Consider the following 25,497-nt stretch of genomic DNA (forward strand, 5'->3'; position numbering starts at 1 on the left):
CAATGTATCCGCGCGGCCCGGGGATACGTGCGCTTACCAAACCCGCTGATCCAGACACATGCGAGATACGTCGGCGCGTTCAAATACGTGCACCGCAAGTTCGAGCCCGGATTTGCAGACCTGAATATCACTGGATCAACAGGAGTAAGCCACCATGACCCGCATCGAAGCAGTGCTGTACACCGGCAAAACCCATACGACCGGCGGCCGCGAAGGCGCCGCGCGCAGCTCGGACGGCCGTCTCGACATCAAGCTGTCGCCGCCCGGCACCTCGGGGGGTGGAACGAATCCCGAGCAGTTGCTCGGCGCGGGCTGGTCGGCGTGTTTCATCGGCGCACTCGGGCTGGCGGCGCGCGCGTTGCACCTGTCGTTGCCGGCCGATACCAGCGTCGATGCGGAGATCGATCTCGGCACCACCGATGGCGCTTATTTCCTTCAGGCGCGTCTGTTCGTCAGTCTTCCCGGTGTCGAGCGTGACGTGGCGCACGGGTTGATCGAGCGAGCGCATCTGACCTGCCCGTATTCGAAGGCGTTGCGCGGTAATGTGGATGTGCAGACTACGCTCGTTTGAGCGTCGCTGAGGGTGGTGGCGGGGCCGCGCCGAAGCATCGCGCGGCCCCGCGTATCTGCCATGCCAGCAGCTTCGAAAGCTACGCGGTGTCGGGTTCGTGCGGCCCGCTACGCCGCAGGCGCAACCGACGCTCCCGCGATCTTGTGCCGCGCGAGCGATTGCGCCACCAAGCCCGAGGCCTTCATCTCTTCGACAAACGAACACAGCGCGTGAGCCGCCGCTTCGCCGCGGCTCTTCGGCACACCCATCGCCTGCCGGATCACCATGAAGCGCTCGTCTAGCAACCGCAGACCGGGAGTTTGCTTCGCATCGGCCTCGAGTTGCTGCTTCACGCCTGCCGCCACTTCCAGATGCTGCTCGATAAACGTCGGCACGACGCTCGGCGAGCTCGGCGCGCGCACGATTTGCGCGGATTTCAGCTCGCGCGTCAGAAACAGATCGTATGCACTGCCTTTGCCGACGACGACCCGGTTGTGCGCCTGATCCACATCCTGATTCGAGTGTACCGGCGAGTCGTCGCGCACCAGGTAGAAGCCTTCGATCAACACATACGGCGCTGTGAACGCGATCGTCTCGCCGCGCAACGGATCGATCGCGAAGAAGCCGAAATCCGCGCGCTCCTCGCCGACGGCCTGCACCGATTTGCCGGCCGTATCGAAGACGACCAGCTCCAGTTCGACGCCCAGTTTCGCGGCGAACGCGCGCGCGAGATCGATCGATACGCCGAACGGCTCGCCGGAGTCGGCGTGACGATTGGCGAGGATTGGATTGCCGAGATTGATCGACGCGCGCAGCTTGCCCGTGGGCGTGAATGCGGCGACGACGGAGGGATCGATGGTCATAACGGCTCTCGTGGCGATGGCGTTGGGGCGAGCGAAGTCTCAGGGTCCAAGGATTTCGCTGATGCGGGATAGCGCGTTGAGAGTATGCAACAGATGCTCGCCCGTTGCTTCTGACACTTCTTCGTTGCGCTCGCGCTCCAAAAGTTCAGCAGGAAGCATCATTGCAAGGGCGGGGGACGCCAGTTATCCGTGCCACGTCCCCTCGCCCTTTCACCCGCCAGCGTTACCTCAATCGCGCAACTTGACCGTCGTCATCCGCGGCATCAACAGATGAATGATGCCCAGCGCAACCAGATACGCCGACGCGCCGACCGTAAAGAGCGCCCAATACTGCCCGGTGCGCTGCAAGGTCTCGCCGATCACGCCGGAAAAGAAGAACGAACCGACCATCCCCGCCACGCCGCCGATACCGACCACCGTGCCGACCAGCCGCTTCGGAAACACGTCGCCGACGGTCGTGACGAGGTTCGCCGACCAGCCCTGGTGCGCCGCTGCCGCGAGACCAACGGCGAAGACCGCCCACCACAGGCTCTGGAAATACGACAACGTTGCGATCGGCACCACGCACAATGCACAAATGAGCATCGTGAGCTTGCGCGCGAAATTCGGCCTGTTGGTGCGGGCCATCAAACGCGACGACAGCCAGCCACCCGCCACGCTGCCGACCGATGACATCGTATAGATAGCGATCAGCGGCAGGCCCATGTTGCCGATGTCGATATGGCGCGACTCATTGAGCCACTTGGGCAGCCAGAACAGATAGAACCACCACACCGGATCGGTCAGCAGCTTGCCGAAGACGAACGCCCACGTTTCGCGGTACTTGAGCACCGACAACCAGCCGACTTTCTGCTCGACGACTTCCTCGCGATCCGCATTGATGTAGTCGAGTTCTTCCTTCGACACCGACGGATGCTCCGAAGGCTGCCGATAAACGAGCATCCACACCGCCAGCCAGATGAAACCGGTCGCGCCGCCCGCGATGAACGTCGCGCGCCAGCCCCACGTCACGGCAGCGATCGGCACGAAGGCCGGCGCCACGATGCCGCCGATCGTCGCGCCCATGTTCCAGAAGCCCGTCGCTAGCGCGCGTTCCTTCTTCGGAAACCACGTGGCGGTAGTGCGGATCGCAACCGGAAAATTGGCCGCCTCGCTGAAGCCGAGCAGACCGCGCACGGCCGCGAAGCCCGGCACGGTCGATGCCACCGCGTGGAGCATCGCCGCGAGACTCCACAGCGCCATCGCGCTGCCGTAGACCTTCTTCGTGCTGACGCGATCCGCGATGCGGCCGAAGATCGCGAGACCCACCGCATAGGCGACCGTAAACACCATCACGGTCTGCGCGTACTGCACCTGGCTCCAGCCGATATCCTTTTGCAGCAGCGGCGCGAGCAGCCCGAGCATCTGACGATCCATGTAGTTGATCGTCGTCGCGGCGAAGATCATCGCGCAGATGGTCCATCGGTATCGTCCGACGGCCGTGCGTGCGGCGGCCGTCGTGGCTTCTATCGTTTTCATCGTGTCTCCTTAAGGTTTCTGCAAATGGTGTCTATACGGTTGTTCGATGCAGTCAATGCGCGGAGGCTGGCACTCCTTCGCGCGGGCTCATGCGGGAGAAGAACACGACCCCGGCGGCCACCACCGACATCACCGCGAGTCCGATGAGGCCGCCCTCGATCGAGCCGGTCTTCTGTTCGAGGAGGCCGAAGGCCGCTGGCGCGACAAAGCCGCCGAGGTTGCCGATCGAGTTGATCAGCGCCAGCACCGCGGCGGAAATCCGCGCGTCGAGATAGCCCTGCGGGATCACCCAGAACAGTGACGAGGCGGCCTTGAAGCCGATCGCCGCAAAGCAGATCGCGACGAACGAAAATGCCGGGCCGCCCTGGCCGGCCGTATACATGCCGAGCGCGGCGATCAGCAGCACGCACGCGACCCACGCCTGCTGGAACTTGAAGCGCGCCGCGAGCATCGCGAACAGATACATCGCCGCGATCGAGATCAGCCACGGAATCGAGTTGTACAGGCCGACCTGGAAATCGTTGAAATGGTCCATCTTGCGGATGATGCTGGGCAGCCAGAAGGTCGCGCCGTAGATGGTCAGCGATACCGCGAAGTAGATCAGGCAAAAGATCAGGATTTGCGGATCGCGCAGCAGCGCGCCTATCGATGGCTTGACCGGGTGCGCGGCGGCGCGCTGGCGTTGCTCTTCGTCGACCGCATCGAGCAAGGCCTCCTGCTCGGCGCGGGTGAGCCAGGCGGCGTCGCGCGGCTTCGAGTCGAGCCACAGCAGAATGAAGCCCGCGAGCACGACCGAGAACATGCCTTCGATGATGAACATCCACTGCCAGCCGCGCAGCCCCGCGCCTTCGATCAGCATCAGCCCGCCGGAGATCGGCCCGGACAGCACCGACGCGAGCGCCGAGCCGCTCAGGAAGATCGCCATCGCCTTGCCGCGCTCGTTGCTCGGCAGCCATTGCGTGAAGTAGTAGATGACGCCGGGAAAGAAGCCCGCTTCGGCCGCGCCGAGCAGGAGCCGCATCGCGTAGAACGACGTCTCGCCGCGCACGAACGCCATGCCGGCCGCGGCCAGCCCCCACGTGAGCATGATGCGCGCGAGCCACAGCTTCGCGCCGTAGCGCTGCAGCAGGATGTTCGACGGCACTTCGAAGATCGCGTAGCTGATGAAGAAGAGCCCCGCGCCGAGCCCATAGGCCGCCGCCCCGATGCCCAGATCGGCGCTCAGATGCTGGCGCACGAAGCCGATGTTCACGCGATCGATGTAGTTGACGATGAACATCACGACGAACAGCGGCAGCACGCGCCATTTGATCTTGCGCACCGCGCTCGCCAGCGCGCCGGCGCGCTCGGGCCGCGCCGTGTCGGCAATCGGGCTACTCATGGGGTTGTCTCCTTCGATGGCGACGCGCGTTGCGCGTCGCAGGGCTCGTAGGCGCGGATTGGAAGCGGGAGTTAAAAGCGCGGATTCTTGCCGGTGAAGCCCGGCTCGTACTTGCGCATCTGCGAGAGGTCATCGCGATTGCGCACGCCGCACGACAGATACTGCGCATGCAGTTCGGCGAGCCGCTCGCGGTCGAGCTCGACGCCGAGGCCCGGCGTGGTGGGCACGCGCACCGAGCCGTCGTCGAACGTCACGCGGCCGCCCTTGATGACTTCTTCCTCCTGCCACGGGTAATGCGTGTCGCACGCATAGGTCAGGTTGGGGATGCTTGCCGCGACGTGCGTCATCGCCATCAGGCTGATGCCGAGGTGCGAGTTCGAGTGCATCGACATGCCGAGATCCCACAGCTTGCACATGCGCGCGAGCGTCTGCGTCGCGCGCAGGCCGCCCCAGTAGTGGTGATCCGACAGCAGGACCTTGACCGAACCCATCTCGGCGCCGCGCCGGAAATCTTCCATCGTCGTGATGACCATGTTGGTCGCGAGCGGCAGGCGCGTGTGCTTCGCCAGTTCGGCCATTCCTTCGAGACCCGGGCACGGGTCTTCGTAGTACTCGAGCAGCTCGTCGAGTTCCGGTGCCGCCGCGATGCTCGTTTCGAGCGTCCAGTTGGCGTTCGGGTCGAGGCGCAGCGGCACGCCGGGGAACGCCTGATGCAGCGCGCGCATGCACGCGATTTCGTGTGCCGGTTCGAACACGCCGCCCTTCAGCTTGATGCTCTGGAAGCCATACAGCTCGATCATTCGACGCGCCTGCGCGACGATCTGCTCGGGGCTCAGGCCTTCGCCCCAGGCATCGGGCGCATAGGGCTTGTCGACGTGCTCGGCGTATTTGAAGAACAGATAGGCGCTGTAGGGCACGGCGTCGCGCACCTTGCCGCCGAGCAGGTCGACGACCGGCGCGCCGACGATCTGCCCTTGCAGATCGAGCATCGCGACTTCGAGCGTGCTGATGACTTTCGGCGCGTTCTTCGCCGAGTGCGAGCCGGGCGCGAGTTCGAATTCGACCGCGCCCGGGCTCGCCTTGATCGACGCTCGCACGCGCTCTTCCATGCGATTGAGGTCGAACGGCGACAGGCCGGTCACCAGCGACTTCGCCTGTTCGAGCACGCGCAGCATCGGTTCGTCGCCATAAGTCTCGGAGATGCCGACGCGGCCGTCGCTCGTCTCCAGCTCGACGATGGCGCGCAGCGCCCAAGGTTCGTGGATTCCGGCGGCGTTGAGCAGCGGGCCGTCGCGGAAGGCGATCGGGGTGATGCGCACCTGCGTGATGGTGATGTCGCGAGTCATGATGGCATTCGGCATAAGAAGAGTTTGATGGGACGGATGGTAAAGCACTAATGTATTAGTGCGTTACTGGGGTAAATACCCATCTGCACTTCTCGCGGAATTCCGCTCGCAAGCCCGCTGGAAGGGGCGCGCGTCGGCTATAGTACTAGTGCCTCAGCGGACCGCCATGCCGGGTCACGCCTGCTTCCATGCTTCAGTTTCTGCCATGAAAAACCACGCTCATTCGTCGACGGTAACCCGGCTCGACCGCTCCCGCCACGCCGCGCCGCAAGTATTCGAACGACTGCGCGAAATGATCCTTTCCCTCGAACTCACGCCGGGTACGGTGCTGTCGCGCACCGAGCTGGCGAACCGCTACGGGCTCAGCCAGACGCCCGTGCGCGACGCGCTGATGAAGCTCGGCGAGGAAGGTCTCGTCGACATCTATCCGCAGCACGCGACGGTCGTCAGTCAGATCAACGTGACGTCCGCGCTGCAGGCGCATTTCCTGCGCCGCTCGATTGAACTCGAAGTGGTGCGCACGCTCGCGGAGCAGCACGACGCCACGCTGATCGCTGAACTGCGCCTGACGATCGCGCGGCAAACGGAAGTGCTCGACCTGAAGAACTACGAGCAGTTCTCGCTGCTCGATCAGGCGTTTCATCGGCAGATGTACGAGGCGGCCGGCGTGCCGCAGCTATGGGATCTGGTGCGTAGGTTGAGCGGCCATATCGACCGGCTGCGGCGCCTGAATCTGCCGGTGGAGGGCAAGACGATAGCGGTCGTGCGCGATCACACCGAGATCGTCGATGCGATCGGCAAAGGCGATGTCGAGGCGGCGCAGGCAGCGCTACGCAAGCATCTGTCGGGGACGCTGAGTCAGATCGATCAGATCCGCACAAGTCATCCGAATTTTTTGGCGGACGAGTGAGCGTTCGCTGATTCGCTGGCTACGGCTGGTTCACGGTCATTCTGAATGGACCGCCGTTCGCCGCCGCGTGGGGTACCGCTTCGTTGAGCGGATCGCAGCATCCTCGTTTTCATGTTCATCGAACCGGAAGCGCGGCGGCTGGTGGATCGCGCACGACGCGACAGCCCTAGGACCTTGGTCCGATTGACGCGACTGCCACGCGTGGCACCCTCGTACAAAGCCGGAATACTCATATTCAACCTGTCAGGGAGGTCGCCATGTTTTCATGGAGCCGGGAGTTCTCGGTCGCGGTCATGGCTGTGTCCGTGATGGCTTGCGCGGGAAGCGCCTGGGCAACCGAACAGGCTCAGCAGCGTCGCGCCGGACGTGACGTTCGCCAGGAGACACGCCAGGGTTCCCGCCACACGAAGCAGGAGTGCCGGGCCACGGACCAGAAGAGCAATTCGCAGTGCCGGCAGGACAAGCGGCAAACCAAGCAGAACGGCCGTGAGGCGGCCAGGAATATCAAGTATTGAGCGTTTGCGTTCGCGTGCGCCAGCTGGGCACTGAACCAGCGACAGCAGGGGATGGCAAACACCACGTCCACCAGATCAAGCGGGGAAGCTGATGCGAGCCTGCCGATACGTAGCGCTTTGCACCTTGCCGTTCATGATCGTCGGCTGTAACACGCCTCCGATCGCACCGGGCAAGCCGGTCGATATCCCGACTGCCCTCGAGCAGGTTCTCCAGGGGCTGTGCAATTTCCGCAAAGATCAGGCCAGCCGGAAGCAGGATCTGGGCGCTGCAATCGACTCTATCACCGTGGAACTCGACCTGACCGTCGACGGAGCGAGAAATCCCCCGGTGGCGGTGGCACCGGATATCCAGTTCATTCCCACGGTTAGCTATGGTCAGATCATGACGGCAAACAGAGGTAGCAGACTCGTGCTTACGCTGAAAAACACCGGCAGCGGTGCCCACGGCGGCGACTGCGATGTCACCGCGCCGGCCAGGTAGGGACCACTTTCGCTCGCCATAGTCTATGGCTTTGCGAATGCGGACAACTGGGCACTTGCCGCGCGTTGAACAGCGCGGCTCGCGCCAGCGTTGCACGTCAACCTTGGGCGATGCTCTCCCACGCGCCCGATTGAGCCGAGCGGAACACGGCATCGATCACCCGCATATTCGCGCGCGCATCTTCTAGCGGAATAGCCTGCGGGCTCCCACTCAGGATCGCCTCCGCGAACGTGGCGGCGGCTACGCCATATTGATCGCACACCGTAAGCTCCAGCCAGCGATCAGTCGCGACACCGTCGCTATTGTGCTCACTGATTAGCAGGCGCGTCGGTCGATCGTTTGGTGCATTGAATGGAATTTCGACTTCGATTCGCCCCTTGGTACCGTGAAATTGCATCCGCTGGTACGGATAGGTCTGAGTCGAGTAAAAGAAACTCGCCTGCACGCCATCGAAGTCCATCAGCACGGAGCCGAGCCGGTCCACTTTGAAGGTGGGATCCTGCTCCACCAGCGCAACTACGCGCCGTGGCTCACGCCCGATAGTGAAGCGCGACGTCGTGATCGGATAACAACCAATATCGAGCAGACCGCCGCCACCTAGCTCGCTCTTGTTGCGGATATTGTCTTCGTTCGTGTTGTGATAGGTGAAACCGCCGGTCACTGCCCGCAATTCGCCGATCGCGCCTTCGTCGATCAAGGTCCGCACCTTCAACCATTGCGGATGCGTGCGAACCATGAACGCTTCCTGGATGTATCGGCCGTTCTTGTCGCGCGCGGCGATCAGCCGTTCAACCTGTTGAGCGTCCAGGCTGATCGGCTTCTCACACAGGACGTGCTTGCCCGCCTCGACCGATTTGATCGTCCATTCCACGTGGAGATGATTGGGTAATGGAATATAGACCGCGTCGATTTCCGGGTCCGCGAGGAGCGCCTCGTAACTATCGTATGCGACAGCCAGACCATACCTGGCCGCGGCTTCCCGCGCCTTCTCCCGAGAGCGTGACGCGATGCCTTTCACCCGACACTTCGGCGCGTTGTGCATGGGCACGACCACCTTGTCGTTGATCTTTGCGGCGCCCAAAATTCCCCAGACTATTTCATCCTTTGCCATGACATCCCTTTATTCGATTGCGTATCCGATGAATCGAGCAGGCTGAACATTCGCGTGAGTCGACAAGTCGCGTGAGTCCGCGAACGACCAGAAGCACGCGATCGTATCAGTTTAACCGTGTCGACCCGCGATACGCGGCGAACACTGCAGGCCCTGGAAGTCGCCGACGCCGTCGCCATTCGCATCCATGAAGGTGCCTGCCGAGAGGCAATAAATGATCGCGCCAACTTGCTTGCCGCCAGCGAGGCGGTCGTCGTGATTCTTACGCGAAGCTTGTCCGATGCCGTGCGGCCCATTAACCGGCCGAACGATGCAGTTCGGTAGTCGTCCCCAAGGTGCTTCAACCTCATTGGTTTCCACGAGCAATTGCGGAGTCGCCTGAGTGCGATCCGGCGGCCGCGCTCGCGGTGGAGCGTCAAAGCCGATCACGCAGCGGTCAAAGGCGCGGCGCTGGCACTCTCATCGATCGATGAAACGGTACTGCGGATGCGCGTGGCGATTCGCGCGTCGAGCGGCGTGTACACGAGCATGCTCAGGTCTGGCCGACCATCGACGGCGAACAGCGAATACTCCATTTCGATGGTCCCGAACGCAGGATGCAGCAGGCGCTTAACGTGCTGTCCTTCGCTGTGGCCGAATACCTGGTTTTCGCGCCACATGCGTTCGAAGTCCGGGCTCGCGCGACACAGATCGTCGACCAGATCGCCCACCTCGGAAGCGAGCCCCGCGCGGGCAACGTCCGCTCGGAACGTCCCCACGACGAAGCGCGCGACACTCTCCCAGTCGTGCTGTTTTGCCCGGACGGCCGGATCGCCGAACAGGAAACGCAGGATGTTGCGCTGGCCCGGCGGCAGCGCGCTGTAGTCGGTCAGCACGACGGCTGCGGCGCGATTCCACGCGACGACGTCCCACGTCGCGGTCTTGATGATCGACGGGCTGGCATCGAGTGAATCGAGCACGCGCTGTAAGCGCGGGTCCACTGCGTCGGTGGACCGGTAGCGCACTTCCGGGGGGCGTCCGAGGCCCAGCATGAAAAGATGTTCGCGCTCGGTATTCGTCAGCATCAGCGCCGCGCAGATGCGCTCAAGCACCGCGGCGGATGGCGCGCCGCCGCGGCCCTGCTCGAGCCACGTGTACCAGGTCGAGCTGATATTCGCGCGCTGCGCCACTTCTTCCCGGCGCAATCCGGGCGTGCGCCTGCGGCCCGAGAAGCCGAAGCTGGCCGGATCGAGCCGCGTGCGGCGACTACGCAGAAAGTCCCCGAGGGTTTGGGCAGTGTTCACTGGGATGATTAACCTGTTAGTCGCTTTACCGGGATAAGCTCACTACTTCAATAGCATAGTGAATGATCGCATAGTGCGTCGGTGGCTATTCTGGAGACTTGACCATGCGAATCTTTCTGACGGGCGCAACCGGGTTTATCGGCTCGGCTTTGGTGCCCGAACTTATCCAAGCCGGGCATCAGGTCATCGGCATGACCCGGTCCGATCAGGGCGCGCAGGCGCTCAGCGCAGCCGGTGCGCAGGTCCATCGCGGCACGCTCGAAGACACCGACAGCCTGCGCAGCGGCGCCGCGAAGGCGGACGCCGTCGTTCACCTTGCTTTCGACCACGATTTCTCGCACTTCGTGGAGAACTGCGAGAAGGACAAGCGTGCTATCGCTGCACTGGGCTCGGCGCTGGCCGGCTCGGATCGGCCGCTTCTGATCACGTCGGGCACGGGCGTCGGCAGCCGCGATCACGGGCAGCCGGCCACCGAAGACGTGTTCAACACCAGTCACCCGAACCCGCGCATCGGCTCGGAGCTGGCCGGCAACGTGCAGCTGGAGGCGGGCGTCAACGTGTCGGTGATGCGCTTGCCGCAAGTGCATAACCCGTACCGGCAAGGCCTCATCACGCCGCTCATCCAGATCGCGCGGGACAAAGGCGTGTGCGCCTATGTGGAGGAGGGACGCAACCGCTGGCCGGCGGGGCATCTGTCGGATGTCGTGCGGCTGTACCGGCTCGCGATCGAGAGGGGCGAACGCGGTGCGCGCTATCACGCGGTCGGCGAAGAAGGCGTTAGCGCCCGCGAGATCGCCGAGGCGCTCGGACGCGGCCTGAAGTTGCCGGTCGTCTCGATCGCGCGCGAGGAGGCGCAGGCGTACTTCGGATGGATGGCGATGTTCGCCGCGCTCGATATGCCGGCATCGAGCGCGCAGACGCAGGCGCGTTTGGGCTGGCGACCGACAGGTCCGACGCTTCTCGCGGATCTGAACGAAGCGCGCTACGTTAAGGTGTCCACGTAGCTTTCGCTGTCGCTGTCAGCCGCCGTCGCACGAGAACAAACCTGGAGCAACCATCGCCGCCGTCATAGGTGTTTCATTACGCCACTCGCCAGCTTGCGCAATTCGTCGAACTGCGTGACGAGCTGGAGGCACAGAATAAAGGCCAGCGTCGCTGCGGGCGCCGGGTGGCGTTCGGTCCATCGCAGCACCGGCGTCGCGTAGCGTACGCGGATCGTATCCCGCGTCATCACCAATGTAATCACGATTCCCACCACGGCGCCCACCAGCAAATCGGTCGGATAGTGAAAGCCGGGATAGGCGCGCGGAAGGCAAATGAACAGCGCAGTATAGAGAAGCACCAGCACGCCGACGCGCCGCGACATGAGGAAGATGCCGGTGGCGACCGCCATCCATAGCATCGCGAACTCACCGAGGTGTATGTTGGACAGATATGTTTCGATGGATAAATCGAAGCTATTCGTTGTTTTCTAAAGAAATTGAGCCGGTCGCGGATGAGGGGGATGCGGCGATACACTGTAGTCGGATCTTTCAAGGAGGCCGTCATGAAACTGGTCGACTGGAACATTCAGTGGGGATGCGGCGTCGACGGCCGCGTCGACCTCGGACGGATCGTGCGGGAAGCACGCGCGTTGTGCGACTTCGACGTCCTGTGTCTGCAGGAAGTCACGCGCGGCTTCGACGAAGAACCGGCGGCCGGCGGACTGAAAGGCGCGCCATCGTCCGATCAGTTCGCCGAACTTGCCGCTCTGCTGCCGGAGATGACCGTGCTCGATGCGATCGGCTCCGATCTGCCCTCGTTGGGCGCGAGCCGTCATCGGCGGCAGTTCGGCAATGCCATCGTGACCCGTTTGCCGGTTCGTCAGGTGCTGCGCCATTCTCTGCCGTGGCCCGCGGACCCCGCCAAGCCGTCGATGCTGCGCGTCGCGCTCGAAGCGGTGCTCGAAGCCGACGTCGGTCCGCTTCGTGTCATCACCACGCACCTCGAGTTCTATTCGGAGAAACAGCGGCTTGCACAAGTGGCGAGACTGCGCGAGTTGCATCAGGAGGCGTGCGCTCACGCGCGCGCTCCCGCGCGTGGCGAGAAGCCGGACAGTCCGTTTGCCGATACGGCGCGCCCGGTCAGCGCGATTTTGTGCGGAGACTTCAACAGCGCATTCGAAGACACCGCCTTTTGCCGAATGCTCGAACCGATCACCGACGCTCCGGCGTTCGTCGATGCGTGGGCCCGCGCGCACCCCGGCGAGCCGCGTGCCGCGACGGTCGGCCTATACGATCACGAGCAATGGCCCCACGGAGCATTCGCGTGCGATTTCGTTTTCGTCACGGAGGACCTGAGCGCACGCATTGCATCGTGCGATGTCGATCAGCACAGCCGCTCGTCCGATCATCAGCCGATGTGGCTGGAACTGCGTTGAAGGGACTCGCAGTTACCGCCCCGTTATTGGCGCAGGAAAATCTGACCGCGTGATTCGGTGGGATGCTTAAGGTGCTGTTAAGCGTTGCTCTGCGATGGTTGAGCCTATGTTCAAGCCATGAGAATAGTGAGCACGTCACATGAATAGCAACCCGTCGCAAACTCGCGCGCATGCACTCAGTAAAGTCCCGCAGATCACGCTGGGCTTCTGGATCATCAAAATCGCCGCCACGACGCTTGGCGAAACGGGCGGCGATTGGGTGACCATGTCGCTCAAATTGGGTTATCTGATCGGCACCGCGATTTTTGCGGTTATTTTTATTGGGCTGGTCGCAGGGCAGATCAGGGCAGAGCGGTTCAATGCCTCGCTCTATTGGGCGACCATCGTCGCAACGACCACGCTCGGTACCACGCTGGCCGACTTCTTCGATCGTTCGGTGGGAGTCGGCTATCCGGGCGGTGTAGTCATCGTCTTCGCGCTTCTGCTTGCGAGCCTGGGCGTCTGGTACAAATCGGAAGGTACGGTGGCGGTGCAGAGCGTAACCACGCCCAAAGCCGAGTGGTTCTATTGGGTGACGATCCTCTTTTCGCAGACACTGGGTACGGCCTTGGGCGATTGGGTGGCGGGATCGGACGAAGGCGGTCTGGGGCTTGGCTATGAGTACGGCGCTTTGATCTTCGGTGGGGGGCTGCTGATCGTCGGTGCGCTTTATTACTGGTCGCGGCTGTCACGGACCGCTATATTCTGGGCGGCGTTCATCCTGACGCGTCCGCTAGGCGCGACCTTGGGGGACCTGCTCGACAAACCCATTTCTCAAGGTGGGCTTGAGATCAGCCGACTCTATGCGTCGGTGATTCTGGTTTCGTTCATGGCGCTCTGCGTGATTTTCTTACCGCAACGTCCTGCTGGGCGAGCGATGCGGTAGATGGCGCGAAGAGGCTACGAATGTTCGGGAATAGCCATTGCGTGCCCGCTTTCGCCGCGACACCGACGCGCAGAACGAGCGCGTTGACCTATCGGTAGCGCGCCCGCTCGACGTCCGTTCAATCGAGGCCGACATGAAGAATCCGTGGACGAAGAAGAACCCGTTCCTGAGCATGTGGTTAAGCGGCGCCAATACCGTCGCCAACTCAGCGCGGGTAAGAACGACAGCGGCAGCCAAACGCGCGACCTCCGCATTCTGGAGCGCCGCACTCAGCTCACCGAAGCCGAAGAAAAGCAGAAAGACACGCCGCTGAGCGGACTCGTCCGCTGTCGGGCGAATATGCACGGCTGGCGTGCGCGTCCGGACGCACGGCGTATCAGGACCGGGCGTTTCTCGACTCTCGGGTGGCGCCGCGTTGTTTGCCGTGTCTGCTCCTTCGACTACGGCAGCGACGAGTTTGACGCAACGCATTGGCACGGTGCCAGTTCATTCTCGCGAAGCTCGGCCTCGGGAATTTCGCTGCGCGCTCAAACTGGATGCGGTCCTGTCAACCCGGCCAAACCGGAAAAACGAAGGAGCGCGATAGTCGCGCTCCGTTCATTCATGGGTTACAGCAGGCAGGCTTACTTGATCGCAGTCAGGTAAGAGCCGGACAGGAAGCGTTGCGAACGCGGAATGGTCGCCGTGTAGGCCTGAATCGCGGCTGCCAGCTGCGGACGAATCAGGTTACGGTTGTAGTCGTAGATCGAATAGCCGTCGCCTTCGCCATTGCTCGGATCGCCGTTGCGCACGACATACCAGAACGCCTTTGCCACTGAACCGTTGTTCATCAGAACCTTCAACTGGTTGAATGCGGCCGTTTGTCCGGCGTCCGTACCGTTGGTGCCATTGTTGGTCTCGGTCAGCCAGATCGGCTTGGCGCCACTGCTAACGAGGTTCGACACCGTGGTCATGAATGCCTGCACCATCATGTCGTATTCGGCGCTGCCGAAGTAGGGGTGAACGTCGACGACATCGATCGTGGTGTTCAACGGGCTGGAAGCACTCTTCGTGTTGTTACCCATTGCCTTGATGTAGTCGGTCGCCTGGATCAGCTCGCTGCCCGCGGGCGGTTTCCAGCCGTTATTCGGGTACGCCGAGTTGTAGAAGTACGAGATGCCCTGAGTGTGCAGAACCGTTTTGTAGCCCGACTGGCTTTTCGTGTTCAGGATCTGCTTGGCTTCCGAATAGAGCGTCTTGCTGCGATTCAGAATGTATCCGGAGATACCGTTCGGATCGCCGTAAGACGGGTCCGAAGCGGAGAACGACCAGTTGGTCTCATTGAACAGTTCGATGTCAGCCGTAAAGGGCAGAACGACGTCCATGAGCGAGCCGAGATACTTCGTGAACGTCGCGTCGCAGAAGTCGAGTCGCGGTGACGATGCGCTCGGCGGATTCTTGGTGGCCGGGCATTGGTATGCGCTAGACGGCGCGTACATGCCCACCTGGAAAAGAATCTTCATGCCGCGCGTGCGTGCGGCGTTCAGAAGCGACTTCAGAAAGGCCACTTTGTTGGGATCCAGCGTGCTGCCGTCGGCCAGCGTCATGAAGTCCCACGAAACGCCGAGGCGAACCGTACCCACGCCCAATCCGGCAATCAGATCCAGGTCCTTTGAGCATTCGTTCAGCGCCGTCTGATCTGCACTCCAGAGATTGCAGTTCACGTCCATTGCAAAACGGTCGTTTCCGCTTCCGGTGGGCGGCGGCTGCAGCGCCGCGAGTTGCTGGGCGGTGGCGGCGGTCGAAGTCGTCTGGGAGAACGCTGGCATCGATTGCCCGCACAACAGGGCTAAAACGGCGAATAGTGAGTAGAGTCTGAGTTTCATGGCTTAGCTATAAATTGCTACTGACCGGGGATGGGCCGAGAACGTTGGAATTACGTTTGCCGATGACCATCAGTTCCTGAAGCGATGGCATACGTAACGCAAACACGTCAAACGCGTGAGTCAACGGTCGCTGACATCACGATTGAAAATGCTCTTGCACGGGATAGGCGGGTTTCGTATCGATCGTCGCGAAACGGTTCAATCGCCTTGTCCCGCCCGTTGCACCAGGGCGCGGTTATAAGGCTGACCGTTCGCCTGAACCGGCGGAGAGCCATTGTCGGGGGGCACTACGCCGTTGCTGTACGGATCTGTAGCCGCGTTCGCGACTGTGTCGGCAGGGAGGGAGTTGGCGGTCACGGACGCGGTGCTGCCATCATCGCCTGTTTCACCGCCACAACCTGCAAGGCTTAGTACGCCTGCGATGAATGCAAGCGCCGAAGCAGTTTTTGCGATCTGGGGAAGCCGACGAAATGACGGTTTCAGTCTTGGAGAGAGTCTGCTGGAAAAGGACATCTGTCTATCAAGGCCGATGGAACCTTGCCGCTAAAACGAACAACGTTCGCGTGATAAGGACGTCGCCACGAAAAAATACGCAACAACACGAAGTACAACTGAATAATGACCGGCTTTTGTCAAGAGCCGCCCGCTGCCGCACTCGCGTGGGGCACTAATCGCGTTTTAATCTTCAGATTTAATGCGACCTACTGAAAACCCGCTTTCATCATTTTCAATCGGAAGATTCGGTAATTCGTCGCAAATTGCGAAGTTTCTCCAATCGAATCAAAATCGATAAGGTTTTCCCTGAGTAATCTGATGAATACGAATGATACAGAAATGGAACAAATCTCGCGCCATCGGGCGTAACTAAGCGTAACAACGGATTTTGTGCTATGTGAGGCCATCGGCAACGTGTCCCTCCTCGCTTCCCACGCTTATCCAGAGGGGTTCTCGCGCCCGGGTTCGAGATTCACAAAGCAACAAAAAAACCGTTACAAAATTGTTACTTGTCGCTTTTAGACAGTCGGGGCACTTTAATTTCCGCCAATGTATGGTTCTTATCGGGATGGCTCGGGACCTAATTAAATGCTAATTAAATGTCTCGGTATGGTTTTAGAAAGAAAATAATGCTGCCGAGGCATTTATATGGGCCGTGCCGGTCGCATCAAATAAATCGCGGAATGCGAATTTTGCCACGGTTTGACTTTGTGCTTTGGAACAAGGAGACGGCCGGGAGCCAACGGCGCGGAACCTGCATATCATCGCCAGCGAAACACGCGCAATGGCTCGCCGTGGTCGCGGCGAAACTCGAAGCCGCCGGACACCGGCGCTGCTTGCTATTCGCCACCGCGGACTTGCCATCGCGCCGATGCTGAGGCCTTGTTGGGCAACGCCTTCGTTGTAGGAGCAGGGCTTGGCAGTTCGGTAACGGTCAGCCGAGTCTCTTCGGCCGGGCCGACCTGGTCCGCCTGCCTGACGCGTCTTGCCGCCACGTTTGAGCGCGCAATCCATTTTCGCGACTTCGCCATTTCCGCCGCCTCACGACGAATCTCAGGACGACATAGGGTTTTGCTCGGGCTCTCTAAAACAACCAGTCTTTGAAGTTTCATTGTTATGTGGCCGACCTCACAAAGCGGAGCAAGTCGCCGGCCTGACGCTGTCATTTTCCGGAAAGTTCTCTGCTACGCTCCCTAATACCATTGGCTCGCAATCAGAAAGCGAACGTAGCCGTCGCGCGACTCGTGCGCATTATCGCGCGGGTAACACGCAATAAAAGATGGCGACGAATGGTTCTGCGAGCCATTACCCGTTGCGGGAGATCATAGTCATGTTCCATCAACATGCGCCGACTCGCGCGGCGTTGCGTGCGTGCGCGCCGGTCCGAAGTCCGAGGCGCCGCGCGCTGCTGCGTGGCATATCGGCCGCGGCGTTAGCCGGCGTTTCTTTTCCGCTATACGCGCAGCACGCAAGCATAGGACTCGTCACACCGCCCATTCGTCTCGACGACTTCTGGGTGGTCGATCAAAGCGGCGAGAAACGGTTGCTAACCGACCTGTTGCGTCAGAAAGTGACTGCGTTGCAGACGATTTACACAGGATGCACTTCAGTTTGTCCTTTGCAGGGTGCGCTGTTCAGCACCGTTCAGCAACGGATATCGCAGTTACAGCACCGCTACCCCGTTCAGTTGGTGTCGATCGGAATCGATCCGCTTTCCGACACGCCGCCCGCGCTGCACGCATGGCTCATGCGCTTCCAGGCCGGACCCGAATGGCGGGCGGCCACGCCGACGTTGCAGGACGTCGACCGGATGCGCAGAGCGCTTTCGGGCAGCACCCTGCCACTCGGCAACATTGCCGATCACTCGACCCAAATCTACTGCTTCGATGCGAACGCAATGTTGCGCTGGCGAAGTGACGACCTGCCTCGCGCGGATCAAATTTGCGATGTACTGGGCGCATTAGGGCGTGTGTAACCTACTGGACTGAGGCTATGTCACAAAACCGATCGTTTAGGATCCTCTCGCAATCGTTCGACGGGTGCGTGAAAGCGTTGCTGCTGATCACATTCATGGCGACGCTTTCGATGTTCTCCACAGCTGCCGACGCGCAGACATCGAGCACGCTCACCGTCAACGGCACGACCTTGTGCGCCGACGTGAACGCCGAATCGAAGACGCCTGGCGCCTCGGTTATCGAGTGGACGTGCAATGGCGGGAATAACCAGCACTGGACACTGACGCAGAACAACGGGCTTTATCAGTTCGTCAACGTCAACAGCAACCTTTGCCTCGACATCTACGGTGTCAGCATGGATGCCGGCGCTGGGGCGGACCAGTGGACCTGCAATGGCCAGGCGAATCAAAGCTTTCAGCTGATCCCGCAAGGTGGCGGCTTTGCAATCGTCGCGTCGCAGAGTCATCTGTGTCTGGCTGCTGCCAGCCTCACGGCGCAGGGCTCGCAGATCACGCAGCAGTCTTGCAGCGGAACCGCTCTGCAGACGTGGCAGATCAGCGGCATGACCGCGAAAACATTGCCGGCAAAGTGGACTACACCCTATAACCTGTCGATCGTGCCGGCAGCTGCGGCGAATCTGCCCGATGGCACCGTGGTAGTGTGGTCCGCCGACCAGAAGCTGGACTTTACGGCTGGCGAAGTCACCCCCGGCAACACATACACCGCAATCTTTAACCCGACTACCGGCACGAGCAAACAGGTTCTCGTGTCGAATACCGGCCACGATATGTTCTGCCCGGGAATCGTCAATCTTCCGGATGGCCGCATTTACGTCACTGGTGGCTCGAGCAGCGACGCGACGAGTTTCTACACGCCTTCGACTGGAAAATGGTCGTCAGGTCCTCTAATGAATATTCCGCGCGCCTACCAAGGCAGCGTAACGTTGAGCAATGGCAACGTATTCCTGGTGGGCGGCTCGTGGAACGGAGGCGAGGGCGGCAAGACCGGCGAAACCTGGTCGCCGAGTACGGGTTGGCAGGTCAATAGCGCCATTCTCGCCGACTACATCCTCACGAATGACGCGGCTGGCATTTTCCGCTCCGACAATCATGCATGGCTGTTTGCGGTGGCAAATGGGCGAGTCTTCCACGCCGGTCCGAGCGTTGCCATGCACTGGTTCGATACCGCCGGCGCGGGCAGCGTGACGCCTGCCGGCAACCGGGGCAGCGATACCGATGCGATGAACGGCAACGCCGTTATGTACGATATCGGCAAGATCCTGGCTGTTGGCGGTGCGCCGAGCTACGAGTATGCCAACGCGACTGCGGACGCCACCCTAATCGACATCAGCAGCGGCACCGCGGTGACGCAAACGCTTACGCCGATGAATTACCGCCGCGCCTTCAACACCAGCGTGGTCTTGCCGAACGGTCAGGTGGTAGTCCTTGGTGGAGAGGCGTACCCGATAACGTTTTCCGACGACACCGCCGTGCTGGCGCCAGAGTTGTGGGACCCTACCACCAAGACTTTCTCGGTGCTCCCGCCGCAAGCCGTGCCGCGTAACTATCACAGCATCGCACTGCTGTTGTCGGACGGTCGCGTACTGAGTGGTGGCGGTGGACTGTGCGGAACCTGCTCGACAAACCATACGAACCTCGAAATACTGACGCCGCCGTACCTGCTCAACGCGGACGGCTCGGCGGCAACACGACCGACCCTCACAGCCGCGCCCACTACGGCACAGCTCGGGACATCGATCGCCGTAACGGGCAGCAGTGGCATCACGGCCTTTGCGTTGATGCGCATGTCTTCGTCGACCCACGCGGTCAACAACGAGCAGCGGCGGGTACCCGTGACTTTCACGGTAGGAACGGCGGGCGAATATCTGATCAATATTCCTTCTGACCCGGGTGTCGTCGTGCCTGGCTACTACATGCTGTTCGGCCTGAACGCGAAGGGCGTGCCGAGCGTTTCGCGCACGGTGCAGATCCAGTGATGGCGGTACGGTCACGGCGAACCGCGGCGCGTGCGCTGGCGCTGGCGCTGGCGAACATCACGTATGTCGCGCATGGCGCGCCGCTTTGTGCGTCGAACGATCTCGGGTGTTCGATCTTCAACGGGCAGCATTCGGTTGAGGCGCAATTGCGCGACGACGATCGTCTGTTGCCCGGCTCGACCACGCGTTGTGCGAACTGCCATTCGCAAACCGGCTCGAGCGACGCATTCGCACCACCCTTGACCGCCGGTAACCTGTTTCCTGCGAAGAGTCGAAGGGACGGTCCGGCGAGCAGTTACGATCAGGCAACGTTCTGCAGGGCGCTGAGGGAAGGCATCGACCCGGTCAACGTGATGTTGCGCAAAGCCATGCCTCACTACCGGATATCCGAGACCGAGTGTGCGGCGCTCTGGCATTTCGTGACGAAGCGCTAGCACCTTTGCGTGCGGTTGCGCGAATTCGGCGCCGTTTGCTCCACCAGCTTTTGTCGGTGTTTTCACGCTATACGGGCGCTTGTTCGAAATGATCGAAATAGCGACATCGCAATTGCGCACGACCCCGTTGGTGCGAAAAACGCGAATGTGCGGCAGCGTACGGAGGTGCGGCAAGCCGTCAGATAGGCTGCGATGACTTCTGCTATGAATAACTCGATTTCTGTTTGCTGGCGCAATATATCGGATGCGGAAAAATTAGAAATCTGCGCCAGATCTGGCGGAAGTCTCTTTTAGACCATAAGACGATTCATTTCGAGCACGCTTGCGAGCAGGACTGACGTACTCGGCCTGTGCGTCCGATTTCAGCCGTCCCGTGACAAAAAGCGAGATCTGGCAACGCCGCATCGCCTGCACATTAAATCTAGCTTCCACCCTTTTCGTACACCCTCCCTGGGGTTTCGATGAATCAGAACTCTCTGCTTACGAATGCTGTCGTGCTCCGGAATAACGATGTAAGTCTTTCGCGTTATTTCGACGTTCTAATGGCCAACCGCTGGCTGGTCGGTGGCATCGCCGGCAGTGTGCTCGCCCTGGGCGTGGCCTACGCGTTTATCGCGCCGTCGGTGTACCAGGCCGATATTCTCGTGCAGGTTGAAGACAGCATTCCGACCAACAATTCCAAAGGCCCGCTGGGCGACGTCGCCAGCATGTTCGACGTCAAAACAGAGGCGACGGCTGAAATGGAAATCCTGCAGTCGAGAATGGTGGTCGGAAAAGCGGTCGACGATCTGCACCTCGACGTCAGCGCAAAGCCGAAGCGCTTTCCCTTGATCGGAGACTGGTTGGGCCGGCAAGCCCGGAGTCTTTCCGAGCCAGGGATCTTTGGATTTGGCGGATATGCATGGGGCGATGAAGCGATCAAGGTGTCCAGCTTCGACGTCCCGGAAGCATTCGAAGGCGAGAAGTTCGTTCTGACGGTTCTGGAGGGCGAACGCTACCGGCTGGAGCAGTCGGATCTCAGCGAGCCGATCGAGGGTCGCGTGGGCGAAAAGCTCGACACGAAACTGCCCGATGGCGCGATCACGCTGCAGGTCGATTCGCTGAACGCAAAGCCGGGCACGCAATTCATTCTGGAGAGACAGTCGCGCGAGAAGACGGTGGAAAGCCTGCAAAACCGGCTGACGGTCTCGCAGAAGGGTAAAGACAGCGGCATCATCGGCGCGTCGCTGACGGGCTCTGAGCGGCTGCTGACGGCCAGCACGCTCGCCGAAATCGGCAATGCGTATGTTGACCAGAATCTGAAGCGCAAGGCGGCGGAAGCCGAGAAGTCGCTTGCGTTCCTGAGCGCGCAGCTGCCGCAACTCAAGAGCGACCTGGAGCGTGCCGAGGGACGCTATAACGACATGCGCAACCGCATGGGCGTGTTCAATCTGAGCGAGCAGGGCAAGGCCTATCTGGATCAAAGCGTAGCCACGCAGCGCAGCCTGCTCGAACTGAAGCAGAAGCGCGCGGAGATGGGCGCGATCTACGCGCCGGGTCACCCCGCGATCCAGGCGATCGATCAGCAGATCGGCATGCTGAGCAGCAGGATCGGAAGCTTGTCGCAGCAGGAACAGGCGTTGCCGGACCTGGAGCAGAATGCGGTGCGCCTGACCCGTGACATGAACGTGAACAACGAGCTTTACGTCGGCATGCTGAACAACATGCAACAGCTCAGACTGGTTCGCGCCGGCAAGGTTGGAACGGTGCGGTTGATCGATAACCCGGTGGTGCCGAAAGAGCCGATCAAGCCGAACAAGCTTCTGGTGATTATCTATGCTGCGTTGGGCGGCCTGATTCTGGGCGTGGGTGCGGCGTTCGGGCGTACGGCGCTGTATCGGGGCGTGACCGACGCGCAGGAGATCGAGGAGCAAACGGGCCTGAACGTCTATGCGAGCGTGCCGCTGTCGCAGGCGAAAGTCGCGCGAATCGGCAAGACGCCGAAGCTGCCCGCTGGCGAGAAGTTCCTGCTGGCGAGCGAGTTTCCGCGCGACCCGTCGATTGAAAGCCTGCGCCGACTCAGAACCGCGCTTCATTTTGCCATGCTGGAATCGGAATCGGGCGACAATCGCGTGCTGCTGACGGGGCCGACGGAACAGGTGGGCAAGTCGTTCCTTTCGGCGAATCTGGCGGCGGTCGTATCGGCGGCCGGCAAGCGGGTGTTGCTGATCGACGCGGACCTGCGCAAAGGTCATCTCGAGCAATACTTTGGTCTCGACTCGACCCCCGGCCTGGCTGACTATCTGACGTCGGACGTGACGTCCGACCCGGTGATCATGCGTGACGTGCGTCCGGGCCTCGACTTCGTTGCGCGCGGAGCGATACCGGAGAACCCGGCCGAGCTTCTGGTGAGCGAACGCATGCAGCAATTCCTCGCGAAGACGAGCGAATACGATATCGTGCTGATCGACACGCCGCCGGTGCTCGCCGTCTCCGACGCGACCGCGCTTGCGGATAGCTGCGGCACCGTGTTGCTGGTGACCCGCTTCGAGACCACTTCCATTGCGCAGGTGCTGGAGGCGACCGCGCAGCTCAAGCAGGCGAATGCCCGGGTGAAGGGCGTGATCTTCAACGGGATCGATACGGATGTCTATCGCTATAGTCTCGGCGCGCGCGCAGACCTCTATCGCAGTGCTTCCTATCTCGATGCACTGCCGGCCAGTGGAGAGACAAAAAAAGACTAGCCTTCACGGCGCGAGGGCCGTCGTCACGAATGGCGATGAAAAATCAGCCGACTTTCGGCGTGGATGATTGGCGGATATCAAAGACTCATTCGTCAGTGTCCCTGGAGTTGTACTGAGTCAGGCGCTCAATTTCTTTTCGATTCTATTGATCGGGAAGTTCTGCGGGCCGACGGCTTTCGGGTACTTTTTATCCGCTCGTTAATCGGCTTGCGTCTGGAGGTTGCGTGCATGGCGGCGGACAAGGCCCAAGCCGTGCGTGCAATGACGAGTTGCAGCGCCGTCGCCATACCGATCGGCCCCGCGCTTGGTGGCCACGATCATTTCCGCCCCTCCGATTCGATCCCGGTGATCGCCCTCGCATTCGGCGTATTTCCGCAACAGACGCTGGGTGAAGCGCTGACCAGCTGAGCGCACGGGCACCGGCGTCTTCATCTATGGCGGGATCTTTTCGACCTCTCTGTTTGTGCCGGCCGGCGTCTGCCATTTTGATGCCGATGATCTTCGTCCGTCGCGACGCCGGCAGCTTCGCGCTCGCCTACCGCGTCGGCTATTTTCGTGCGTCACGTTCTTCTGAACCCGCGCGCCGCCGGCGATGCGATGCGCTTGCCATTCTGAAGTTTGGCGCCGAAAGCGTGGCTAAACCCGTGGTATAGTGAGTTCGATTATTAGGTCGGCATCCATCCGCAAGCGGGACATTGCGCCCTTGTCAATCTCTGCCGGACTTTGGATCGCCTTCATCACACTGTCCGGTGCCGCTAGGGAAGATCTCAAGCCATAGCTACGCCACCGATGACATCGTGCTGTTCAACTTCTCGAAAATTCGATGTGGTCGTAAAGGGAGTGGAAGATGGTAACTTTCTTGACGCATGCCGCCTGTCTGCTGATCGGCGTGGCGATTGGGGTCTTCGCGTGTGCGCTTTGCGTTGCGCGCGCGAGAGGATCAAAGGAGGATAATTAGTCTCATCGCCCTCTTATGATTCATCCGTCATTGCGGATGTCCGCTGCTTCCTTTTTGCAACACCATCAAGCACGTTGAAGCAGGGCAGAACAGCAAAATCACGCAAACAGCGGAGTCGGCGTTCGCGTTCATCTCATCGATTGCAATTAGACGCCTTCACTGGACCGGGGTCAGGTAGGGACCCGATAGGAATCGCTGCGCTCGCGGGATGCTCGCGGTGTAGGCCCGAATAGCGGCGGCAAGCTGCGGACGAATCAGGTTACGGTTGTAATCGTAGATCGAATAGCCGTCGCCTTCCCCGTTGCTCGGATCGCCGTTACGCACGACATACCAGAACGCCTTTGCCACCGAACCGTTGTCCATCAGCACCTTCAACTGATTGAATGCCGCGAGTTGTCCGGCGTCCGTACGGGTCGTCCCGTTGTTGGTTTCCGTGATCCAGATCGGCTTGGGACCGCTAGCGACCAGATTCGAAACGGTCGTCTTGAACGACTGCATCAGCGTTTGGTAGTCGGCGCTGCTGAAGTACGGGTGAACGTCGACGACGTCGATCTCGATGTTCAAAGGGCTGGAAGCACTCTTCGTGTTGTTACCCATTGCCTTGATGTAGTCGGTCGCCTGGATCAGCTCGCTGCCCGCGGGCGGTTTCCAGCCGTTATTCGGGTACGCCGAGTTGTAGAAGTACGAGATGCCCTGAGTGTGCAGAACCGTTTTGTAGCCCGACTGGCTTTTCGTGTTCAGGATCTGCCTGGCTTCCGAATAGAGCGTCTTGCTGCGATTCAGAATGTATCCGGAGATACCGTTCGGGTCGCCGTAAGACGGGTCCGAAGCGGAGAACGACCAGTTGGTCTCATTGAACAGTTCGATGTCAGCCGTAAAGGGCAAAACGACGTCCATGAGCGAGCCGAGATACTTCGTGAACGTCGCGTCGCAGAAGTCGAGTCGCGGTGACGATGCGCTCGGCGGATTCCTGGTGGCCGGGCATTGGTATGCGCTAGACGGCGCGTACATGCCCACCTGGAAAAGAATCTTCATGCCGCGCGTGCGTGCGGCGTTCAGAAGCGACTTCAGAAAGGCCACTTTGTTGGGATCCAGCGTGCTGCCGTCGGCCAGCGTCATGAAGTCCCACGAAACGCCGAGGCGAACCGTACCCACGCCCAATCCGGCAATCAGATCCAGGTCCTTTGAGCATTCGTTCAGCGCCGTCTGATCCGCACTCCAGAGATTGCAGTTCACGTCCATTGCAAAACGGTCGTTTCCGCTTCCGGTGGGCGGCGGCTGCAGCGCCGCGAGTTGCTGAGCAGTGGCGGTAGTCGCGTTCGTTGTCTTGGCGCGACCGTCCTTCGCGAAGGACGACATCGGCTGCCCACACAAAAGTGTTAAGACGGCGAATAAAAAGAAAATTGTGAGTTTCATTTCGCAACTATAAATGCTGTCGCCTGGAATTGGTTCCGAAAACGTCAGAGTTAAGTGTGGCGATGAACATCAATTGTTGACGCGACCGCATTGACGGCACGGATACGTCGAACACGCGCATCGAATACCGTGTCGACGTCAGAGTCCCGCACTGACACTACACTTCGAACAGAGCGACTCAATCTTCCTAAGGATGCGCCCCCTTGTTCGGCATTAGTCCAAGCTGAAGTTTGTTGTGTGACGCAATGCCTCACTATCAGATTTCCGACGCCGGTTGCGCCACGCTTGCCGGCGTATCACGAAGTCTTCGCGTCGAACTCCGCAATGAGCGAATCGTCCGGTCATGTACGGGA

At 60.8% G+C, this 25,497-nt stretch carries 22 protein-coding genes and 1 pseudogene; 14 read left to right on the forward strand and 9 right to left on the reverse strand.

All coding sequences use genetic code 11. The features are described from left to right. Positions 1-154 precede the first annotated feature (154 nt). Positions 155-571, forward strand: coding sequence for an organic hydroperoxide resistance protein (locus OKW39_RS23205; protein ID WP_429332506.1), 417 nt, complete (start codon positions 155-157; stop codon positions 569-571). Between the two features lie 107 nt (positions 572-678). Here the strand turns inward: OKW39_RS23205 and OKW39_RS23210 are convergent, their stop codons facing one another. From OKW39_RS23210 to OKW39_RS23225, 4 genes are all read right to left on the reverse strand, one after another. After that, on the reverse strand, positions 679-1,413 hold the full coding sequence (locus OKW39_RS23210; protein ID WP_429360379.1) for an ABC transporter substrate-binding protein: 735 nt from the start codon (positions 1,411-1,413) through the stop codon (positions 679-681). Between the two features lie 228 nt (positions 1,414-1,641). Further along, on the reverse strand, positions 1,642-2,931 hold the full coding sequence (locus OKW39_RS23215) for an MFS transporter (RefSeq protein WP_429360380.1): 1,290 nt from the start codon (positions 2,929-2,931) through the stop codon (positions 1,642-1,644). A gap of 52 nt (positions 2,932-2,983) precedes the next feature. Continuing rightward, on the reverse strand, positions 2,984-4,312 hold the full coding sequence (locus tag OKW39_RS23220; protein WP_429563796.1) for an MFS transporter: 1,329 nt from the start codon (positions 4,310-4,312) through the stop codon (positions 2,984-2,986). Positions 4,313-4,383: 71 nt separating this feature from the next. Beyond that, a complete protein-coding gene (locus OKW39_RS23225) occupies positions 4,384-5,658 on the reverse strand; it encodes a glucarate dehydratase family protein (RefSeq protein WP_429563797.1) in 1,275 nt (424 codons plus the stop codon). A gap of 205 nt (positions 5,659-5,863) precedes the next feature. Here OKW39_RS23225 and OKW39_RS23230 point away from each other — a divergent pair, with 205 nt between their 5' ends. The 3 genes from OKW39_RS23230 to OKW39_RS23240 all read left to right on the forward strand — a co-directional run bounded on the left by OKW39_RS23230 (position 5,864) and on the right by OKW39_RS23240 (position 7,564). Beyond that, the gene (locus OKW39_RS23230; RefSeq protein WP_429563798.1) at positions 5,864-6,568 is read left to right on the forward strand and encodes a GntR family transcriptional regulator; all 705 of its coding nucleotides are present in this window, start codon (positions 5,864-5,866) and stop codon (positions 6,566-6,568) included. 257 nt (positions 6,569-6,825) lie between these two features. Beyond that, positions 6,826-7,083, forward strand: a complete 258-nt coding sequence (locus tag OKW39_RS23235; protein ID WP_187614321.1) for a hypothetical protein — start codon at positions 6,826-6,828, stop codon at positions 7,081-7,083. A gap of 133 nt (positions 7,084-7,216) precedes the next feature. Continuing rightward, positions 7,217-7,564, forward strand: a complete 348-nt coding sequence (locus OKW39_RS23240) for a hypothetical protein (RefSeq protein WP_090811698.1) — start codon at positions 7,217-7,219, stop codon at positions 7,562-7,564. Between the two features lie 97 nt (positions 7,565-7,661). Here the strand turns inward: OKW39_RS23240 and OKW39_RS23245 are convergent, their stop codons facing one another. Then, complete coding sequence (locus tag OKW39_RS23245; protein ID WP_429360385.1) at positions 7,662-8,675, reverse strand: Gfo/Idh/MocA family protein; 1,014 nt, start codon at positions 8,673-8,675, stop codon at positions 7,662-7,664. A 425-nt stretch (positions 8,676-9,100) separates the two neighbouring features. Beyond that, the gene (locus tag OKW39_RS23250) at positions 9,101-9,958 is read right to left on the reverse strand and encodes a helix-turn-helix transcriptional regulator (protein ID WP_429332499.1); all 858 of its coding nucleotides are present in this window, start codon (positions 9,956-9,958) and stop codon (positions 9,101-9,103) included. Positions 9,959-10,062: 104 nt separating this feature from the next. On the opposite strand from OKW39_RS23250, the gene OKW39_RS23255 reads away from it, so the two are divergent. Next, complete coding sequence (locus tag OKW39_RS23255; RefSeq protein ID WP_429563799.1) at positions 10,063-10,962, forward strand: SDR family oxidoreductase; 900 nt, start codon at positions 10,063-10,065, stop codon at positions 10,960-10,962. Between the two features lie 62 nt (positions 10,963-11,024). On the opposite strand, the pseudogene OKW39_RS23260 reads toward OKW39_RS23255, so the two are convergent. Next, a pseudogene (locus tag OKW39_RS23260) lies at positions 11,025-11,369 on the reverse strand (phosphatase PAP2 family protein); the annotation flags it as partial. Between the two features lie 135 nt (positions 11,370-11,504). Between OKW39_RS23260 and OKW39_RS23265 the strand changes: the two are divergent. The 3 genes from OKW39_RS23265 (at position 11,505) to OKW39_RS23275 (ending at position 13,947) form a co-directional block, all read left to right on the forward strand. Further along, positions 11,505-12,377, forward strand: a complete 873-nt coding sequence (locus OKW39_RS23265) for an endonuclease/exonuclease/phosphatase family protein (RefSeq protein WP_429563800.1) — start codon at positions 11,505-11,507, stop codon at positions 12,375-12,377. Positions 12,378-12,516: 139 nt separating this feature from the next. Beyond that, entirely contained in the window at positions 12,517-13,302 is a 786-nt protein-coding gene (locus OKW39_RS23270; protein WP_429402293.1) for a COG4705 family protein, read from the forward strand. A 144-nt stretch (positions 13,303-13,446) separates the two neighbouring features. Next, positions 13,447-13,947: a hypothetical protein gene (locus tag OKW39_RS23275; RefSeq protein WP_429563801.1), complete on the forward strand. Its 501-nt coding sequence runs from the start codon at positions 13,447-13,449 to the stop codon at positions 13,945-13,947. Here the strand turns inward: OKW39_RS23275 and OKW39_RS23280 are convergent. After that, a complete protein-coding gene (locus OKW39_RS23280) occupies positions 13,926-15,110 on the reverse strand; it encodes a glycosyl hydrolase (RefSeq protein ID WP_429360397.1) in 1,185 nt (394 codons plus the stop codon). The genes OKW39_RS23275 and OKW39_RS23280 overlap by 22 nt on opposite strands. Positions 15,111-16,992: 1,882 nt before the next feature. Between OKW39_RS23280 and OKW39_RS23285 the strand changes: the two genes are divergently transcribed. From OKW39_RS23285 to OKW39_RS23310, 6 genes are all read left to right on the forward strand, one after another. Continuing rightward, a complete protein-coding gene (locus OKW39_RS23285) occupies positions 16,993-17,637 on the forward strand; it encodes an SCO family protein (RefSeq protein WP_090811955.1) in 645 nt (214 codons plus the stop codon). A gap of 17 nt (positions 17,638-17,654) precedes the next feature. After that, entirely contained in the window at positions 17,655-19,613 is a 1,959-nt protein-coding gene (locus OKW39_RS23290; protein WP_429563802.1) for an RICIN domain-containing protein, read from the forward strand. Then, the gene (locus OKW39_RS23295) at positions 19,613-20,047 is read left to right on the forward strand and encodes a hypothetical protein (protein WP_090811682.1); all 435 of its coding nucleotides are present in this window, start codon (positions 19,613-19,615) and stop codon (positions 20,045-20,047) included. The genes OKW39_RS23290 and OKW39_RS23295 overlap by 1 nt, the downstream gene beginning before the upstream one ends. Before the next feature lie 461 nt (positions 20,048-20,508). After that, positions 20,509-22,770 (forward strand): polysaccharide biosynthesis tyrosine autokinase, encoded by a 2,262-nt coding sequence (locus OKW39_RS23300; RefSeq protein ID WP_429563803.1) that lies wholly within the window; start codon positions 20,509-20,511, stop codon positions 22,768-22,770. Between the two features lie 228 nt (positions 22,771-22,998). Continuing rightward, a complete protein-coding gene (locus tag OKW39_RS23305) occupies positions 22,999-23,178 on the forward strand; it encodes a hypothetical protein (RefSeq protein ID WP_429332492.1) in 180 nt (59 codons plus the stop codon). An 80-nt stretch (positions 23,179-23,258) separates the two neighbouring features. Beyond that, the gene (locus OKW39_RS23310) at positions 23,259-23,423 is read left to right on the forward strand and encodes a hypothetical protein (protein WP_244145196.1); all 165 of its coding nucleotides are present in this window, start codon (positions 23,259-23,261) and stop codon (positions 23,421-23,423) included. A 461-nt stretch (positions 23,424-23,884) separates the two neighbouring features. Here OKW39_RS23310 and OKW39_RS23315 read toward each other — a convergent pair whose 3' ends face one another. Continuing rightward, on the reverse strand, positions 23,885-25,087 hold the full coding sequence (locus OKW39_RS23315; protein ID WP_429563804.1) for a glycosyl hydrolase: 1,203 nt from the start codon (positions 25,085-25,087) through the stop codon (positions 23,885-23,887). Positions 25,088-25,497 lie beyond the last annotated feature (410 nt).

The sequence above is a fragment of the Paraburkholderia sp. MM6662-R1 genome (genome assembly GCF_050436245.1).
Classification (GTDB): Bacteria; Pseudomonadota; Gammaproteobacteria; order Burkholderiales; family Burkholderiaceae; genus Paraburkholderia; species Paraburkholderia tuberum.

Coding starts and splice junctions, on each gene's coding strand:
- OKW39_RS23205 (WP_429332506.1), top strand. CDS start 155: ATGACCCGCATCGAAGCAGTGCTGTACACCGGCAAAACCCATACGACC.
- OKW39_RS23210 (WP_429360379.1), bottom strand. CDS start 1,413: ATGACCATCGATCCCTCCGTCGTCGCCGCATTCACGCCCACGGGCAAG.
- OKW39_RS23215 (WP_429360380.1), bottom strand. CDS start 2,931: ATGAAAACGATAGAAGCCACGACGGCCGCCGCACGCACGGCCGTCGGA.
- OKW39_RS23220 (WP_429563796.1), bottom strand. CDS start 4,312: ATGAGTAGCCCGATTGCCGACACGGCGCGGCCCGAGCGCGCCGGCGCG.
- OKW39_RS23225 (WP_429563797.1), bottom strand. CDS start 5,658: ATGACTCGCGACATCACCATCACGCAGGTGCGCATCACCCCGATCGCC.
- OKW39_RS23230 (WP_429563798.1), top strand. CDS start 5,864: ATGAAAAACCACGCTCATTCGTCGACGGTAACCCGGCTCGACCGCTCC.
- OKW39_RS23235 (WP_187614321.1), top strand. CDS start 6,826: ATGTTTTCATGGAGCCGGGAGTTCTCGGTCGCGGTCATGGCTGTGTCC.
- OKW39_RS23240 (WP_090811698.1), top strand. CDS start 7,217: ATGATCGTCGGCTGTAACACGCCTCCGATCGCACCGGGCAAGCCGGTC.
- OKW39_RS23245 (WP_429360385.1), bottom strand. CDS start 8,675: ATGGCAAAGGATGAAATAGTCTGGGGAATTTTGGGCGCCGCAAAGATC.
- OKW39_RS23255 (WP_429563799.1), top strand. CDS start 10,063: ATGCGAATCTTTCTGACGGGCGCAACCGGGTTTATCGGCTCGGCTTTG.
- OKW39_RS23265 (WP_429563800.1), top strand. CDS start 11,505: ATGAAACTGGTCGACTGGAACATTCAGTGGGGATGCGGCGTCGACGGC.
- OKW39_RS23270 (WP_429402293.1), top strand. CDS start 12,517: ATGAATAGCAACCCGTCGCAAACTCGCGCGCATGCACTCAGTAAAGTC.
- OKW39_RS23280 (WP_429360397.1), bottom strand. CDS start 15,110: ATGCCAGCGTTCTCCCAGACGACTTCGACCGCCGCCACCGCCCAGCAA.
- OKW39_RS23285 (WP_090811955.1), top strand. CDS start 16,993: ATGTTCCATCAACATGCGCCGACTCGCGCGGCGTTGCGTGCGTGCGCG.
- OKW39_RS23290 (WP_429563802.1), top strand. CDS start 17,655: ATGTCACAAAACCGATCGTTTAGGATCCTCTCGCAATCGTTCGACGGG.
- OKW39_RS23295 (WP_090811682.1), top strand. CDS start 19,613: ATGGCGGTACGGTCACGGCGAACCGCGGCGCGTGCGCTGGCGCTGGCG.
- OKW39_RS23300 (WP_429563803.1), top strand. CDS start 20,509: ATGAATCAGAACTCTCTGCTTACGAATGCTGTCGTGCTCCGGAATAAC.
- OKW39_RS23305 (WP_429332492.1), top strand. CDS start 22,999: ATGGCGGCGGACAAGGCCCAAGCCGTGCGTGCAATGACGAGTTGCAGC.
- OKW39_RS23310 (WP_244145196.1), top strand. CDS start 23,259: ATGCCGATGATCTTCGTCCGTCGCGACGCCGGCAGCTTCGCGCTCGCC.
- OKW39_RS23315 (WP_429563804.1), bottom strand. CDS start 25,087: ATGTCGTCCTTCGCGAAGGACGGTCGCGCCAAGACAACGAACGCGACT.